The organism is Nocardia sp. NPDC019219, assembly GCF_040632645.1.
Lineage (GTDB): Bacteria > Actinomycetota > Actinomycetes > Mycobacteriales > Mycobacteriaceae > Nocardia > Nocardia sputorum.
Genome location: NZ_JBEYCG010000017.1, coordinates 115,015 through 130,866, shown reverse-complemented (window position 1 = coordinate 130,866; position 15,852 = coordinate 115,015). Strand labels below are relative to the sequence as shown.

The window sequence follows — 15,852 nt, the reverse complement described above, 5'->3', positions numbered from 1 at the left end:
GGGCCGAACAACGCGTCCGGCAACTGCCGTTCGGGCTTCGCCGACACCTTACGGAACAATTCGTCCGGGACCGATCTGATCGGCTCTTCAGAGGACATCCGGTGCTACCTTCGCCGCTGCGTTCCACACATCCAGACGCCAGCCGGGCTGTTCGATGCTCGGGCCGTGACTGCTCAGCTGCACCCAGCTGGTGTTGGCCAGTCCTCCGAGGATGGGCCAGTTCTGTGGCGGCAGGTCGAGCAGCGCGGCCGTGAGGGCGGCGATCAGCCCGCCGTGCGCCACCAGGATGATAGTCCGGCCCGGCCAGTCCTGTCGCTCGACCAGCAACTCCCGCACCACCGGCAGTGACCGCGCCCCGACCTCGAGTTTGCTCTCGCCGTTGGGCGGGGTGTAGCGCGCGTCCAGCCGCCACGCCATGCGCGCGCCCGGATAGTCGGCGTCGACTTCCAGATGGGTCAATCCCTCCCAGTCACCGAGATTGGTCTCCCGCAACCGGACGTCGGGCACGACGGTGAGCCCGGTGTGCTCGGCCAGCGCCGTCGCGGTGTCGAAGGCCCGCCGCAGGTCCGAGGAATGGATCGCGATGGCGTTGCGCGAAACCAGTTCCCGCGCCGCCTCTTTGGCCTGCCGGCGACCGAGTTCGGTGAGATCGGTGTCGATCTGGCCTTGCATCCGGTCGGCGGCGTTCCATTCGGTTTGCCCGTGGCGCAACAGGATCAGGGTGCGCACGCCGGCATGTCTGCTCACGATCGCGCCTCGTCCTCCGTCGCCGCGGCGCGCGTCTCCGGCGCGGCCCCGGTGAGGCCGGCGACCGGCACGACGGGGCAGTCCTTCCACAACCGTTCCAGCGCATAGAAATTGCGCTCGTCGCTGTGCTGGATGTGCACGACCACGTCGACGTAGTCCAGCAGCGCCCAGCGGCCTTCGCGGGTGCCTTCCCGCCGGACCGGCTTGTGCCCGGCAGCACGGAGCTTCTCCTCCACGTTGTCGACGATGGCGTTGACCTGACGCTCGTTGGGTGCCGACGCGATCACGAAGCAGTCGGTGATCACCAGTTGCTCGGACACGTCGAGCACCACCACGTCGGACGCCAGCTTCTCGTCCGCGGCCAGCGCGGCGACCTGCGCGATCTCCACCGACTCCGTGGACGCGGTCATGCCCGCACCCCCGTGGCGCTCGACTCCGGCTGGACCGCACTCGCGGCCTTGTCGAGGGTTCGCTCGCTCATCCCCGCACCTTCGCTGCGCTCGCTCACGCTCAGCTACCTTCCGCTGCTCCGGGCACATACAGGTGCCGCTTCGATATGTACTGCACCACGCCGTCGGGGACGAGGTACCACACCGGCCGGTTCTCGGCGGCGCGGCGACGGCATTCGCTCGACGAGATCGCCAGCGCGGGGACCTCGACCATGGTCACGGCATCCGCCGGGAGATCCCGTAGATGCTCCTCGAGATGGTCGATGTTCAGCTCGTACCCCGGACGGCTCACCCCGACGAACTTCGCCAAGTCGAACAGTTCCGCCCAATCCTGCCATGTCAGGATGCTGGCCAGCGCGTCCGCACCGGTGATGAAGTACAGCTCGGCGTCGGGATACGTCGATTGCATCTCGCGCAGGGTGTCGACGGTGTAGGTCACCTTGCCGCGGTCGATGTCCGCGCGGCTCACCGAGAACCGGGGATTGGACGCGGTCGCGATGACGGTCATCAGGTACCGGTCCTCGGCCGGGCTGACCCGCTTGTGCGATTTCTGCCACGGCTGCCCGGTCGGGACGAAGATCACTTCGTCCAGGTCGAACCGGTGCGCGACCTCGCTGGCGGCGACCAGATGCCCGTGGTGGATGGGGTCGAACGTGCCGCCCATCACTCCGAGCTTGCGGCCGCGCCGACCTGTCTCGTGCATGACTGCCGAGCTTAACGGGTCGCGCGCGGCCCGCACGGGCCGGTCAGCGGGGGCGGGCACTCAACTGGAGACACCCGCCCGCACTCCGGCCCGCCGCGGATCCGGCGGTGGCGCCTCAGGCGCTGGTTTCGGTGACCTGGCCGATCCTCAGCATCCGGGCCAGTTGCTCACGGGTGTGCGCGAGCTCCTCCGCCGCCTCGTCCGACTGCCCGGTCAGCGCGGCCAGGTCGGCGGTCAGCGTCCGCATCGAAGTGAGCCAGGGTTCGGGATCGCCTCCGGGAGATACCTGGAGCCAGGCCGCCGCGCGCACGCAACGCGCCCGCGCCGCCACCGCGCCCAGCGCGGCCCACAGTTCGGCGGCGCGGTGGTAGGCCGACACCGCCTCGTCGTCCTGCCCGCAGCGCTCGAGCGCGCCTGCGGCCGACCACGCCAGCTCGGCGTGCAGCCGCGTCCGCTCCGGGTCGCGCTCGACCAGCCGTGCCGCCTCGAGGAACTGCCGGGCGGCCTCGCGGTGCCGGTCCAGGGCGTTCAAGGACCGGCCGAACTGCGCGCGCACCACCGCCAGCTCGCCGGGCGGATACGGTATGGCCCCGCTGACCAGCGCCTGTTCGAACAGGGCGACGGCCTCGCCGTGGCGCTCGGCGCGGTGGAACGCGCGCGCGGCCACCACGGTGTGATGCAGCACGTCCGATTCGGACAACCCTTCCCAGCGTGCGGCGGCGCGCACCGCGGCGTCGGCCAGATCGAGGGCGCGGTCCGGCTGGCTCGCGATGGCGATGACCAGCTGCGCACCCAATCGGGCAGCCTCCTCCCGATCCAGCACCGGTGTACCGAGCGCCAGCGCTTCCCGCAGACGCGCTTCCGCCTCCTCCGGCGCATCGGCGAGCCGGGCGGCGCCGAGTTCGGCGAGTCTGCGTACCTCCGCGGCCCGGTCGCCGGAGAAGTCGTCGGCGACCGGAGCGTCGTCCGGCACCGTCCCGGCGCGGGGCAGCGTGCTACGCACACCGAGGGGTAGCCGGTCGAGCAGCGGTTCGGCGGCGAGCCGGGCAGCCGTGCGGAGGCTGACCGCGCTGTTGCCGTTGCGGGCGTCGTAGCGGGCGCACAGCGCGCCGATCTCGATTTCCAGTTCCGCGCGTACCGATTCCACCGTGCCGTCCGCCAGCGGAAGATCGCCCAGGCGCAGCGCGACCAGCCTGCGCAGCAGCACGCACACGCCGGTCGCGAACGCCAGGCGCGCACCGGCGTCGGCGCCGGAATCGGCCAGCCAGCTCCCGTGCTCGGCGAGGATCTCCAGCCCGCGCGCCTCGTTGCCGGTCAGCGCGCAGAACTCCACGTGCAACGCCACCGACGGGCGCAGGTCCTCGGTATGCCGGACCAGCGGATACCCGGTCAGGTGCGCGCCGCGCGCCGCCGCGACGCGACCGGTGCGCACCAGCGGCAGCAATGCCTCGGCCAGCACGCGGTGCGGTTCCTCGGCGCAGGTCCGGTCGCCGTCGAGCACGGGTTTCCAGTGTGCGAGCGCGGCCTCGTCATCGCCGAGATACGCGCTGGTCACGCCCCATTCGCTGCGCTCACAGGCGTCGCAGTCGGACATACTGTCACGCGCGGCGGCCCGCGCCTGCTCCAGCCATGCGGCGGCCGCCGCGGTGTCGCCGATCTCGCGAGCGAGTTCGGCGCGCAGGGCCAGCACCGGCCGGAGACTGTAGCCGCGCTGCCGGTACCGCTTGTCCAGTTCGCCGAACCAGCGGTCGATCGTGGACAACGGTATCGCCGGATTGTCGATCATTCCCCACGTCACCCATTTCAGGTACCAGTGCACCGAATGCGTCATCGATCCCAGTTCGGCCGGGTGGTCGTCGTAGATGCGCAGCAATCGGCCGTAGGCCACGGGCACCAGGTCGCGTTCCCCGGCGTAGGTGTACGACTGCGCCAGCTCCAGCAGCACCCGGCCTTCGAGCACGCGATCCGATCCGCTTCTCGCGGCCGCGGCCAAGGTCTCCAGTCGCTCGGTCCGCGTCCGGCCGTGTGGCAGGGCGTAGACCTGCGCCAGTGCCGTGGTGATCTCGGCGGCGTCCATGCTCACTCCGTCTCTTCGCCGCGCCCGGCGGCGCGTTGGGTGGCCCAGCCCAGGAATTCGCCGAAGGCGCGGTTGAGCAATGCGGTGTCGGCCGCGCTCAGCGGCCGGTGGGTCATCAGCAGGGCCTGGCCGTAGAGCGATTCCACCGCCGTCTTCAGGAAGGCCGGGTCGCCGATGCGGGTCAGCCTGCGCACGATCGGGCTGTGGTGGTTGAGCACGAGCTGCGCTCGCGGCGTCGCGACCGCCAGTGCGCCCAGGATCTCGCTCCACAGTTCGTCGGCGTCCTCGGCGGTCTGCGCCCGCGCGCGTTCGTTGCGCGCGGCACGGCCGTCGAGGTAGAGCGCGGGCACGGTGACCGGGTGGAAGGCGCGCACGATCACATCGCATGCGAGCGGATCGAGCACGGTCCGCGCCAGCGCGAGCACCGGAGCCAGTGCCAGTTCCTCGCCCGGGTCGACCGGGTCGAGCGCCGCGGTGATCGCGTCGGTGTCCAGGTCCACCACCTCGACGCCGGGCAGCAGCCGAGGCAGCAGCGCGACGAGCTCGCGGTCGTAGGCGTAGCCGCCGTTGACGACGCCGATCCCCTGCGCGGCGGCGGTGGCCGCCACCTGGCGGAACTCCTCGACCGTCGCGGTCACCCGCACGGTGCGGTGGTTGCGGGCGAACTCGGTGAGCGGCACGCGCCCGTCGGTGGTCTCGAAATGCAGATGCGGCAGCATGATCCGCAGCAGGTCGGTCGAATGCCTGGCCAGGGCCTTCACCCCGAGCGCGTGCACGGACAGGAACGCCGCCAGCCGCTGCGGCTGCGCGGCGGCGATCTCGGTGAGCCAGTCCCGGATCCGATCGCCGAGCACCTCACGGACGACGGCGAGCCGCTCGTCCTCGTAGAGCCCCTCGCGCGACGCCGTGGGCCGCAGCGTGTCGGTGTCGATCACACAGCGCACGAAGAACGCCCAGTCCGGCAGCACGCCACGGACGGTGTCCCCGAGCAGCATCCCCTTCAAATACACCCGATGCGCACTGCTGTCGGACGGGTTCCCCGGTTGGGACAGCACATAGGCCACCCCGCTGACCCCCGCCGCACCGGCATCGAGGTCTATCACGTCGAGCGGGGCGAAGCCCAGCGTCCGGTGACCGTACTCGAGCAGGGCGACCCTGCGCTGTTCCACCGACGGGTACGCACGCCGCCAGACCGGCACGCCCTCGGTGATCGTCGTCACGGCACCGCCGGACGCCACCGTCACCTCGTAGGGCAGCAGCGACCCGAACTCGCGGGCCAGATCGGTCACCCGCTCCGGCCCGAACCACTCCCGCGCTCCCCCGCGCGGGCTGAGCCACACCGTCGTGCCGGGCTCGGCGTGGTCGCCCGGATCCAGCGAGCGCACCGCGTACGTGCCGTCGGCGCGGGCCAGCCACTCGACGGGCGGCGCGGCCGGATCGGTGGCCGAGCGGGTGACCACCCGGATGCTCTCGGCCACCGTGAAACAGGCCAGGAGCCCGATCCCGAACTGTCCGAGGAACTCTCGTCGCGCGCCTTCGATGTCGTCCCGCTTGGACGAGCGGCCGATGGTGGCGAGGAACCGGTGGACGTCACTCTCGGTCAGGCCGATGCCGGGATCGCTGATCCGCAGGCCCGCCTCGTCCACGGTGAGGCGAATGGCGGTGGGAGCCCGGGAATCGAGCCGGGTGCGCGCGGTGACCGCGTCGACGGCGTTCTGCAACAGCTCGCGCAGGTAGACCCGAGGACTCGAATAGAGATGATGAGAAAGCAGATCGACTATTCCGCGAAGGTCGACCTGGAACGAATAATTGTCGTGCACCGCCGCCCGACCCTGGGGCGTTGTGTTCACCATGGCCGCCGATCTTGTCGGCGCGCGCCAAAGATTCGCTTAACGAACCCTTTTCGATCACACGGTCGGACGTTTGCTCTTCGGTAGCTTGCGCACGACGGCCTCGTACGAGAGGTCGACCAGCTCGCGGACTTCGTCGTCCGGGACGGCGCCGCCGAGCTGCACGACGTTCCAGCCGTACCGCCCGATGTAGGCCGAGGCCGCCACGTCGTCCGGATACACCCGGACCAGTTCGTCGGCCTCCTCGCGGGTGCGTCCGCACTTCAGGCCGACCGACGTCGCGCCGAGGAAGGCGAAGATCTTGTCCCCCACCTTGGCGACGACGTCACCTTCCCACGGCTCGTCCTGCCAGGCGCCCGGCTTGGACAGGCAATAGTTCAGCAACGCGGCGTCGTCCATGCTCGTCTTCCTACACCGGCAACAGCCGGGACACGACGGCGGTGAGCTGTTTGGCCGAGCGGCATTCGTGCATCTCGATCACGTCGCGATATCTCTCCGCGGCGGAATCGCCGGAACCCCATTGGTTGCGTGGTTCCGGGTTGAGCCAGTGCGCGTGTTTGGCGACCTCGACCAGCGACCGCAACGTGTTCAGTTCGGGATCGCGGTAGTTCGTGCGGGCGTCGCCGAGGATCAGCAGCGAGCTGCGGCTGGTGACGGCGTCCGGATAGTTCCGCGCGAATCCGGCCAGCGCGTTGCCGTAGTCGGAGTGCCCGTCCAGGCCGACGACGCTCGCCTCGCCGAAGATCCGGGCCATCGCCCGGTCCAGCTGGGTGTGCGGATCGAAGAACCTGGTCACCTCGTCGATCTGGTCGACGAACGCGAAGATGCGCACCCGGGAGAACTGCTCGCGCAGCGCGCTCACCAGCAACAGCGTGAAGTTGCTGAAGCCGGCCACCGACCCGGAGACGTCGCACAGCAGCGCCAACTCGGGTCGCCCCGGCCGCGGCTTGCGGTGCACCAGATCGATGGGCACCCCGCCGGTGGACATGGACGCGCGCAAGGTGCGGCGCAGGTCGATGGCGCCGCGGCGGGCGTGCCTGCGGCGCGCCGCCAAGCGCGCGGCGAGGATCCGGGCCAACCGTTGCGTACTGCGCTTGAGTTCGGCGAGTTCGGCTTCGGAGGCGCGCAGGAAGTCGACCTCCTCGGCTTGGCGGGCTACGCCGTAGCTCGCGACGCGTTCCCGGCCGATCCGCTCGGCGACCCGCCGCCTGGTCTCGGCCTCGACGGTCGCGCGGAAACCGGTGATGCGCTGCCGCGCGGCGCGGCGGGCGATCTCGGCGTCGAACTCGCTCGCGTCCGGTCCGAGGGCCATACCCGCGAGGATGCGCGCCAGCAGCGTCTGCGGCTGGACCTCCTTCAGCGCCTGATAGGACGAGAAGGACGGGCCCCGGGCGGACTGGTACTGGCCGAGCTGTTCGACCAGCTGCGCGGCCAGCGCCTCCAGCTGTGGCGTCGCCGACTCCTGCGCCAGCAGTTGCGCGAGCAGTTCGCGCAGCGCCGGGATGTCCACGTCGCCCGACGGCGTGTGCGGAATCTCGATCTCGTCCTGGGCGGCGGCGCGTTCCCCGACGGCGACCGGGAACCACAGGTCGAACAGCCCGTCGAAAGTGGCGCGATGGGTGGTGCGCCGCAGCAGCGCGCAGGCCAGCCCTTCGCGCAGGACCTCACGGTCCATCAGGTCGAGCACGGTCATCACGCGGCCCGCGTCCACCGTCTCCGACGGCCCTACCGGTATGCCGCGCGCCCGCAGCGCTTCGACGAATCCGACCAGATGCCCGGGGATACCGTGCGGCGCGCTCAGGGACGCGATCTCCGCGGGGACCGACCCGGTCGCCATGGCTCAGGCCAGCTTCAGTTCGGCCAGCGCGCGCTGGTGGTCGCTCTGGTGTTTGAGGACGACGCCGAGGGTGGCGCGCACGGTCGTGTCGTCCAGATCCCGCAGGCCCAGCGCCAGCAGGGTGCGACCCCAGTCGATCGATTCCGCGACCGAGGGCAGCTTCTTCAGCTGCATGCCGCGCAGCACGTGCACGATCCGCACCAGCTGCGCGGCGACCGCCGCCGACAGCTCGGGCACCCGGCTGGCCAGGATGCGCCGCTCCAGCTCCTCGTCCGGGAAGTCCAGGTGCAGGTACAGGCAGCGGCGCTTGAGCGCCTCGGACAGCTCGCGGGTGGCGTTCGAGGTGAGCACCACGAACGGTTTGCGGCTGGCGGTGATCGTGCCCAGCTCCGGCACCGTCACCGCGAAATCGCTGAGCACCTCGAGCAGCAGACCCTCGATCTCGACGTCGGCCTTGTCGGTCTCATCGATCAGCAGCACCGTGGGATCGGCGCGCCGGATCGCGGTCAGCAGCGGGCGCGACAGCAGGAACTCCTCGGTGAAGACGTCGGCCTTCGTCTCCTCCCAGTCGTTCTCGCTGGAGGCCTGGATGCGCAGGATCTGCTTGGCGTGGTTCCACTCGTACAGCGCGCGGGCCTCGTCGACGCCCTCGTAGCACTGCAACCGCACCAGTTCCGCACCCGAGGTCTGCGCGACCGCGCGGGCGAGTTCGGTCTTGCCCACCCCCGCCGGCCCCTCGATCAGCAGCGGCTTGCCGAGGCGATCGGCGAGGAACACCGAGGTGGCGGTGCCCTTGTCCGCCAGGTAGCCCGTGCTCGCCAACCGTTCGATCACGTCGTCCACCGACGCGAAGATCGGCTCCTGTACTGCGCTCTCCGACACCACCCGGCACCTTCCTTCCGAACCATTCCCCACGCTACGGCAGCGCGGCCCCGACGCCGACCCGGCGTCGGCCGCGGCCGCCGAGCACCGGTCAGACCGGCCGGATCTGTCCTTCGCCCCAGACGATCCACTTCGTGGAGGTCAGCTCCGGCAGCGCCATCGGGCCGCGCGCATGCAGCTTCTGGGTGGAGATGCCGATCTCGGCGCCGAAGCCGAACTGCTCGCCGTCGGTGAACGCGGTGGAGGCGTTCACCATCACGGCGGCGGCGTCGACCCGGCCGGTGAACTCGCGCGCGGCGGCGAGGTCGCCGGTGACGATGGCCTCGGTGTGGCCGGTGCCCCAGGTGTTGATGTGCTCCACCGCCGCGTCCAGGTCGTCGACCACCTTGAGCGCGATGTCCAGGGTGAGGTACTCCTCGCCCCAGTCGGCATCGGTGGCCGGAACCTGGCCGGGCAGGTCACCGTGGATGGTGACGCCGGAACGCTCCAGCGCCGCGGTGAGCCGGGGCAGCGCGGTCTCGGCGATCGCGGCGTCGATCAGGACGGTCTCGGCGGCATTGCACACGCTCGGACGACGGGTCTTGGCGTTGATCAGGATCCGCTCGGCCATCTCCAGATCGGCGGCGGCGTGCACGTAGACGTGGCAGTTGCCGGTGCCGGTCTCGATGGTGGGGACCTGCGCGTCGCGTACGACCGCGTTGATCAACCCGGCGCCACCGCGTGGAATGACCACGTCGACCAGGCCGCGGGCCTGGATCAGATGGGTGACGCTGGAACGGTCCTCGCTCGGCAGCAGCTGCACGGCGTCGGCCGGGATGTCCTGCGCGGCAAGCGCTTCGCGCAGCACCGCGACCAGCGCGGCGTTCGACCGGGCCGCCGAGGACGAGCCGCGCAGCAGGGCGGCGTTACCGGACTTGAGCGCCAGCCCGAACGCGTCGACGGTGACGTTCGGCCGGGCCTCGTACACCATGCCGACCACGCCGAGCGGCACGCGCACCTGCCGGATCTCCAGCCCGTTGGGCAAGGTGGAGCCGCGCACCACGACACCGACCGGGTCGGGCAGCCCCGCCACCTGGCGCAGCCCCGAGGCGATGCCGTCGATGCGCGGCTTGGTCAGCCGCAGCCGGTCCAGCAGCGACTCCTCGATGCCCGCGGCCTGCGCCGCGGCGATGTCCTCGGCATTGGCGGCCAGCACCCGGTCGGCGGCGGCCAGCAGCGCGTCGGCGGCGGCGTGCAGGGCGTCGTTCTTCTGCGCGGTCGTCAGCTGGGCGAGTGCCCGCGACGCGACCCTGGCCTTGCGGGCGGCCTCGTGCACCACCTCGCGAACATCCGGCTGAGTGGTCGTTCCTACCGTCATGGGTACAGCCTACGCACCGGGCCCGACGCCGATTCCACCCGCTGTGACGCGGACTCACCGGATGCGTGCGCGTCTCCGGCCGGGCGACTACCGTCCGGCGATATGACGGTCGAACCGGACGCTCCCGCGATCGTGGTGCTCGGCAGCATCAACATGGACTTGGTGACCACGACCGCGCGCAGGCCCGTCCCCGGCGAGACGGTCCTCGGCAGCGACTTCGCCATGGTGCCGGGCGGGAAAGGCGCCAATCAGGCCATCGCGGCGCAGCGGGCGGGCGGCGCGGTCCGCTTTCTCGGGGCGGTCGGCGACGACGTCTTCGCCACCGAACTGCGCGGCGCGCTCACCGACGCCGCGGTGTCGGCCGACCGGCTGCGCACCGTCGCCGGACCGAGCGGCATCGCCACGATCGTGGTGGACGACGGCGGCGAGAACAGCATCATCGTGGTCGGGGGCGCCAACTCGCGGATGACCGAGCTGACCGAGGACGACCTCGCGGCCATCGCGGCGGCCGATATCTTGCTGTGCCAATTGGAGATTCCGGTCGAAACGGTCGCCGCCGCGGCGCGCCACGCGCACGCGCACGACACGACGGTGCTGTTGAATCCCTCACCGGCCCGCCGCTTGCCCGCCGACCTGTGGGCCGATGTCGATGTGGCCGTAGTCAATTCGGGTGAGGCGGAGCAGCTGGGCGCTGACCTCGACGCCGTCGCGCACTTGGTCGTCACTCGCGGGGCGGCGGGCGCGGACTATCGCGGGCCGGACGGCGCCCGCCTGTCCCGGCCGAGCCCGCGGGTGGAGGTCGTCGACACCACCGGCGCGGGCGACGCCTTCACCGGCGCGCTGGCCGCGGCCTGGCATCGCGGCCCCGAGTGGGCGCTGACCTGGGCTTGCGCGGCCGGGGCACTGGCGACGACCCGGTTGGGCGCGAGCAGTTCGATCCCGGCTCGCGAGGAGATCACCGCCGCTCTGGTCGCGGAGTAGCGGCGATATCGTGAGGGGCATGGCCACGCCGGACCGCATTCCCGCCGACAGCGACACCGCGCATATCCAAGGGCTGGACGCGTCCATGGTCGCGCTGAGTTTCGTGGACAACGCGGGTATCACGCGCGTGAAAGCCGTTCCGAAGCAGCGGCTGGGCTCGGCGGCCAGGTACGGCGTCGGGGTGTCGCCGTGCTTCGAGACCTTCGCCTTCGACGACCTGATGGCGGTCGGGCGCTATCTCGGCGGGCCCGACGGCGATCTGCGGCTCATTCCGGATCTGTCCAGGCTGACCGAACTGGCCTGCCAGCCCGGCTGGGCGTGGGCGCCAACGGACAAGTACACCCAGGACGGAACCCGTTTCGTCGCCTGCCAGCGCCACTTCGCGGCCCGCCAGACCGCGGCGGCGCGGGCGGCGGGGCTGCGGTTGGCCATGGCCTTCGAGACCGAGTGGGCGGTGGGGCGTGCCGACGATGCCGACGGCTTCACACCGGCGATCGACGGCCCCGCCTACGGACTGGTGCGACTGGGGCAGGTCGCCGATTACGCCGCCGACCTGGTCGCGGCGCTGGAGCGACAGGGAATCGCCGTCGCGCAGTTCCACCCGGAATACGCGCCCGGGCAACTGGAGCTGTCGGTCGAACCGTCCGAACCGGTCACCGCCGCGGACGAGGCCGTGCTGGTCCGGCACACGATCCGTCAGGTGAGCGCGCGGCACGGCATGCGGGCGTCGCTGGCTCCGTGCATCGAGCCGGACGGCGCCGGTTCCGGCGCGCACCTGCACCTGTCGGTGACCGACGACGAGGGCCCGCTGTTCGCGGGCGGCGACGGTCCGCACGGCATACGACCGATCGGTGCGGCGTTCCTGGCGGGGGTGCTGCGGGAACTGCCCGCGCTGGTCGCGGTGGGCGCGGGCAATCCGGCGAGCTTCCTGCGGTTGGCGCCGTCGCGCTGGGCCGGGGTCTGGCAGTGCTGGGGACGCGAGACCAGGGAGGCCGCGTTGCGCTTCGTCACCGGGGTGCGCGGCACCGAGGGGTGGGCGGCCAACGCCGAGATCAAGTGCTTCGACGCGACCGGCAACCCGTACCTGATCGTGGGGTCGGTCATCGCCGCCGGGCTCGCCGGTGTCGCCGAGCGGTTACGTCTTCCGGCCGAGATCACCGGGGACCCCGCGACTTTCGACGCCGAAGCACGCATGATGTCGGATGTGCGCCGCCTCCCCACCACACCGGCCGAAGCCGCCGACCACTTCGCCGCGTCCGAGGTGCTCGCCGACGCCATGGGCGTCGAACTGCACGACGCGCTGCTCACGGTGCGCCGCGCGGAAGCGCAGCGGTACGCCGGCGCGAGCGCCGAAGCGCTCGTCGCCCTGACACGCCGGCGGTTCTGACATGCTCACCGACGGTGTCCGGCTCACCGACCACCACTGTCACGGCGTGCACACCGCGAACCTGGACCGGCCGGGTTTCGAGCGCATGCTCGGTGAGGGCGCCCACGGGAGCTTCGACTCCGCGATCGGGCTCGCCGTGCGCCGCTGGTGCGCGCCCGCGCTCGACCTGCCCGCCCACGTCAGCCCGGATGTCTACCTCCGGCATCGGGCGAGGCTCGGCGGGCGCGAGGTCGCGGCGCGGCTGCTGCGTGCGACCGGGGTGACCCGGTGGTGCCTGGATACCGGGATCGGCGGCGGCACAGCCGATTTCGCCGCCCTGGTGGACGGCGAGGTACGCGAGGTGGTCCGGCTCGAAGCGGTCGCTGAGCGCGTCATCGCGCAGGTCGGCGCGGTCTCCGGGGTGTACGAGCACATCGAGGCGGAGTTGCGGGCGCGGGCCGCGGGCGCCGTCGGGCTGAAGACGATCGTCGCCTACCGGTGCGGTTTGGACTTCCCGCTGCGGGATCACCCGCCGACGAGTTTCGCGCCCGAACACCGGCTCACCGATCCGCAGTTCCTCGGCTGGCTGGTGGGCCTCGGCGCGCGGATCGGCGCCGAGCTCGGTCTTCCCCTGCAATTCCACACCGGGTTCGGCGATCCGGATCTGCGCCTCCGGCACGGCGACCCGCTGCTGCTCACCGACTTCCTGCGCCGGACCGCGGGCACCGGTCTGTCGGTGATGCTGCTGCACTGCTGGCCCTTCCACCGCCACGCCGCCTACCTCGCGCACGTCTTCGACCACGTCCACCTCGATCTCGGCCTGACCATCCCTTACGTGGGACAGCGGGCCGGGGCCGTGCTCGCAGAGACGCTGGAACTCGCCCCGTTCCGTGCGCTGTGCTATTCGTCGGACGGCTACGGGCTGCCGGAACTGCACCACCTCGGCGCGCTGCTCTGGCGGCGCGGCCTCGGCAAGCTGATCGACGAGTGGATCGCCGACGACGCGATCACCACTGCCGACGCCGAAACGCTGATCGGCGCCATCGCCCATGGAAACGCCGAGCGCGCCTACCGGGCGCGGTTCGAGACCGCCGTCGGCTGATCCACCATCCCGGTCGGTCGGATATTCGGGTGCGCCGGGTGCCGCCGGTCCCTACCGTTGATGTGGAAGACAACGGAAGGATCGAAACCATGTTTCCCGTCGAGCTGCGCGGCACCAAGGCGCAGACGCTCATGTGGGCCCACGAGCACGAGGTCGAGCAGGCCGCGCTCCAGCAGCTGCGCAATATCGCCGCGCTGAAATGGGTCCACGGCGTCCGCGTGATGCCGGACGTGCACCTCGGCAAGGGGGCCACGGTCGGATCGGTGATCGCGATGCGGGACGCGGTGTCGCCCGCCGCGGTGGGCGTGGACATCGGCTGCGGCATGGAGAGCGTGCGCACCGACCTCACCGCGGCGGATCTGCCCGACAACCTGCGTTCGCTGCGGTCGCGCATCGAGGCGGCGGTGCCGGTGGGCTTCCAGGCGCACCGCGACGCCGTCGACGTCATCCGGCTCGGCCACCAGGTCGCCGGGCTCGGCGCGAGCACCGCGACGTTGCGGGCGGGCTGGGATCGTTTCTGGGGGTCGTTCGGGGCGTTGGACGACCGGGTGCAGTCCCGGGAGTCCAAGGCGCACAAGCAGATGGGCACGCTCGGCGGCGGAAACCACTTCATCGAGGTCTGCCTCGACCAGGACGACCACGTGTGGATTCTGCTGCACTCCGGCAGCCGCAACATCGGCAAGGAGCTCGCCGAGCGGCACATGGCGATCGCGCGCGGGCTGCCGCACAACGTCGATCTGCCCGACCGCGACCTGGCGGTCTTCGTCTCCGGCACGCCGGAAATGGAAGCCTACCGGCGCGACCTCACCTGGGCGCAGGAGTACGCGGCGCGCAACCGCGCGGTGATGCTCGCCCTGGTCTGCCGCGCGGTCGCCGCCGAGTTCGCCGAGCGCGGTGTGCGTTTCGAGCAGCCCATCAGCTGCCACCACAACTACGTGGCGGAGGAAGTCATCGACGGCGTGCCGATGCTGGTGACCCGGAAGGGCGCCGTGCGCGCGGGCGAAGGCGATCTCGCGCTGATCCCGGGCTCCATGGGTACCCGCTCCTATGTGGTGCGCGGCAAGGGCAATCCGGCCTCGTTCCAGTCGGCGTCGCACGGTGCGGGACGGCGGATGAGCCGCAACGCGGCCAAGAAGCAGTTCACCGTCGCCGATCTCATCGCCCAGACCGAGGGCGTCGAGTCCCGCAAGGACGCGGGCGTGGTGGACGAGATCCCGGCCGCGTACAAGGACATCGACGAGGTCATCGACGCACAGCGGGACCTGGTCGACGTGGTCGCGACGCTGCGCCAGGTGCTCTGCGTCAAGGGCTGATCGGCGCATCCGACCGCGCGCCGGGCGATCCGCTCGCCCGGCGCGATGTCGCGGTCGGCGGGGCTGCGATGTGGCGCCGAACCGCTCCCACGGGCACCGGTGCCTGCCCTCGGAACACTCGGTCCTGGCGGGGCCTGCTCGGTTCCCGTGACGGTGACGGCGCCCGCTCGGTCGAGCGCCGGATTGGACGCACCCGTTCCCGAGGGTCTGGCTCTCCCGGCGGTTTCCTCGATACGATCGGATATGCCCTGGCGGCCCTCCTTCTTCGCGCCCGCTCCGGATTCCGACCCGGCGGCGGACCCACCGGAGATTCCCGGCGTGCGACGGTCGGAGGTGCCCGCCCGCGGTGTGCGTTTCCACGTCACCGAGGCGGGTCCGGCGGACGGACGCCCGGTGCTCGTACTGCACGGCTGGCCCGAGCATCACTACGCCTACCGTCATCTGCTCGCCGACCCGCCGGACGGGTTGCGGATCATCGCCCCCGACCTGCCCGGCTACGGCTGGTCCGGCCCCGCTCCGCACCGATGGGCCAAGGACGACGTCGCCTCCGACGTGCTCGCGTTGCTGGACGCGCTCGGACTCGACCGCGTCCTGCTGGTCGGCCACGACTGGGGCGGCTATATCGCGCACCTGCTGGTCTTGCGGGAGCCGGAACGTTTCGACGCCCTGCTGGCGCTCAACATCGCCCACCCGTGGCAGACGCCGCGCCGGTTCCTCCCGCACGCGTGGCGGTTCCTGCTCTACCAGCCGGCCGTCGCCGCCTTCGGCGGGTACCTGCACCGGCGTACTCGCTTCCTGGAGCAACTCGTCTTCACCCGCGGTGTGCACGATCGCGCGGCATTCGGCCCCGAGGTGACCCGGGCCTACGCGGACCGTTTCCGCGACCCGGTCTGCGCCCGCACGGCGACCGACACCTACCGCACCTTCTTGCTGCGCGAAGTCCCCCGGTCGGCCGGGCGCTGCGAACGACGCCGAGCGCGGGTACCGATCCTGGCCCTGTTCGGCGTCGAGGACGCGGCGATCCATCCGTCGCTCGCGTCCGCCGAGACCGCCCGCGCCGACGACTACCGTCTGGAACTCGTCCCGGACTGCGGCCACTTCATCATCGAGGAACGACCGGACCTGGTCCGCGCCCGTCTGGTCGAGCTGGCGGCGGCGACCGCGCGACCCGCCTGAGTACGTTTGCCG

Annotated in this window: 14 protein-coding genes; 5 read left to right on the top strand and 9 right to left on the bottom strand. The window is 71.2% G+C overall.

Going from position 1 to position 15,852, the window contains the following annotated elements:
* Positions 1 to 87: 87 nt before the first annotated feature.
* The 9 genes from ABZ552_RS27180 to ABZ552_RS27140 form a co-directional block, all read right to left on the bottom strand.
* Entirely contained in the window at positions 88 to 747 is a 660-nt protein-coding gene (locus ABZ552_RS27180; protein ID WP_281874913.1) for a histidine phosphatase family protein, read from the bottom strand.
* A complete protein-coding gene (rsfS, locus tag ABZ552_RS27175) occupies positions 744 to 1,157 on the bottom strand; it encodes a ribosome silencing factor (protein ID WP_281874914.1) in 414 nt (137 codons plus the stop codon). Before rsfS ends, ABZ552_RS27180 begins: the two co-directional genes overlap by 4 nt.
* A gap of 100 nt (positions 1,158 to 1,257) precedes the next feature.
* Positions 1,258 to 1,899 (bottom strand): nicotinate-nucleotide adenylyltransferase, encoded by a 642-nt coding sequence (gene nadD / locus ABZ552_RS27170; protein ID WP_084489301.1) that lies wholly within the window; start codon positions 1,897 to 1,899, stop codon positions 1,258 to 1,260.
* 115 nt (positions 1,900 to 2,014) lie between these two features.
* Complete coding sequence (locus ABZ552_RS27165) at positions 2,015 to 3,976, bottom strand: hypothetical protein (RefSeq protein WP_357440626.1); 1,962 nt, start codon at positions 3,974 to 3,976, stop codon at positions 2,015 to 2,017.
* Positions 3,977 to 3,978: 2 nt separating this feature from the next.
* The gene (locus ABZ552_RS27160; protein WP_357440623.1) at positions 3,979 to 5,829 is read right to left on the bottom strand and encodes an HSP90 family protein; all 1,851 of its coding nucleotides are present in this window, start codon (positions 5,827 to 5,829) and stop codon (positions 3,979 to 3,981) included.
* Positions 5,830 to 5,883: 54 nt separating this feature from the next.
* Positions 5,884 to 6,225, bottom strand: coding sequence for an MmcQ/YjbR family DNA-binding protein (locus ABZ552_RS27155; protein ID WP_281874917.1), 342 nt, complete (start codon positions 6,223 to 6,225; stop codon positions 5,884 to 5,886).
* 10 nt (positions 6,226 to 6,235) lie between these two features.
* Entirely contained in the window at positions 6,236 to 7,663 is a 1,428-nt protein-coding gene (locus ABZ552_RS27150; RefSeq protein ID WP_357440620.1) for a VWA domain-containing protein, read from the bottom strand.
* Positions 7,664 to 7,666: 3 nt separating this feature from the next.
* Positions 7,667 to 8,548 carry a MoxR family ATPase gene (locus ABZ552_RS27145; RefSeq protein WP_357440617.1) on the bottom strand — a complete coding sequence of 294 codons (882 nt, stop codon included), beginning with the start codon at positions 8,546 to 8,548 and terminating at the stop codon, positions 7,667 to 7,669.
* Between the two features lie 88 nt (positions 8,549 to 8,636).
* Positions 8,637 to 9,902, bottom strand: coding sequence for a glutamate-5-semialdehyde dehydrogenase (locus ABZ552_RS27140; protein WP_281874920.1), 1,266 nt, complete (start codon positions 9,900 to 9,902; stop codon positions 8,637 to 8,639).
* Positions 9,903 to 10,004: 102 nt separating this feature from the next.
* On the opposite strand from ABZ552_RS27140, the gene ABZ552_RS27135 reads away from it, so the two are divergent.
* The 5 genes from ABZ552_RS27135 (at position 10,005) to ABZ552_RS27115 (ending at position 15,840) form a co-directional block, all read left to right on the top strand.
* On the top strand, positions 10,005 to 10,883 hold the full coding sequence (locus ABZ552_RS27135; RefSeq protein ID WP_357440614.1) for a ribokinase: 879 nt from the start codon (positions 10,005 to 10,007) through the stop codon (positions 10,881 to 10,883).
* A 19-nt stretch (positions 10,884 to 10,902) separates the two neighbouring features.
* Entirely contained in the window at positions 10,903 to 12,270 is a 1,368-nt protein-coding gene (locus tag ABZ552_RS27130) for a glutamine synthetase family protein (protein ID WP_357440611.1), read from the top strand.
* Position 12,271: 1 nt separating this feature from the next.
* Positions 12,272 to 13,351: an amidohydrolase family protein gene (locus tag ABZ552_RS27125; protein WP_281874923.1), complete on the top strand. Its 1,080-nt coding sequence runs from the start codon at positions 12,272 to 12,274 to the stop codon at positions 13,349 to 13,351.
* Between the two features lie 89 nt (positions 13,352 to 13,440).
* Complete coding sequence (locus ABZ552_RS27120; protein WP_281874924.1) at positions 13,441 to 14,664, top strand: RtcB family protein; 1,224 nt, start codon at positions 13,441 to 13,443, stop codon at positions 14,662 to 14,664.
* A 243-nt stretch (positions 14,665 to 14,907) separates the two neighbouring features.
* The gene (locus ABZ552_RS27115) at positions 14,908 to 15,840 is read left to right on the top strand and encodes an alpha/beta hydrolase (protein ID WP_357440607.1); all 933 of its coding nucleotides are present in this window, start codon (positions 14,908 to 14,910) and stop codon (positions 15,838 to 15,840) included.
* The last annotated feature ends 12 nt before the right edge of the window (positions 15,841 to 15,852 follow it).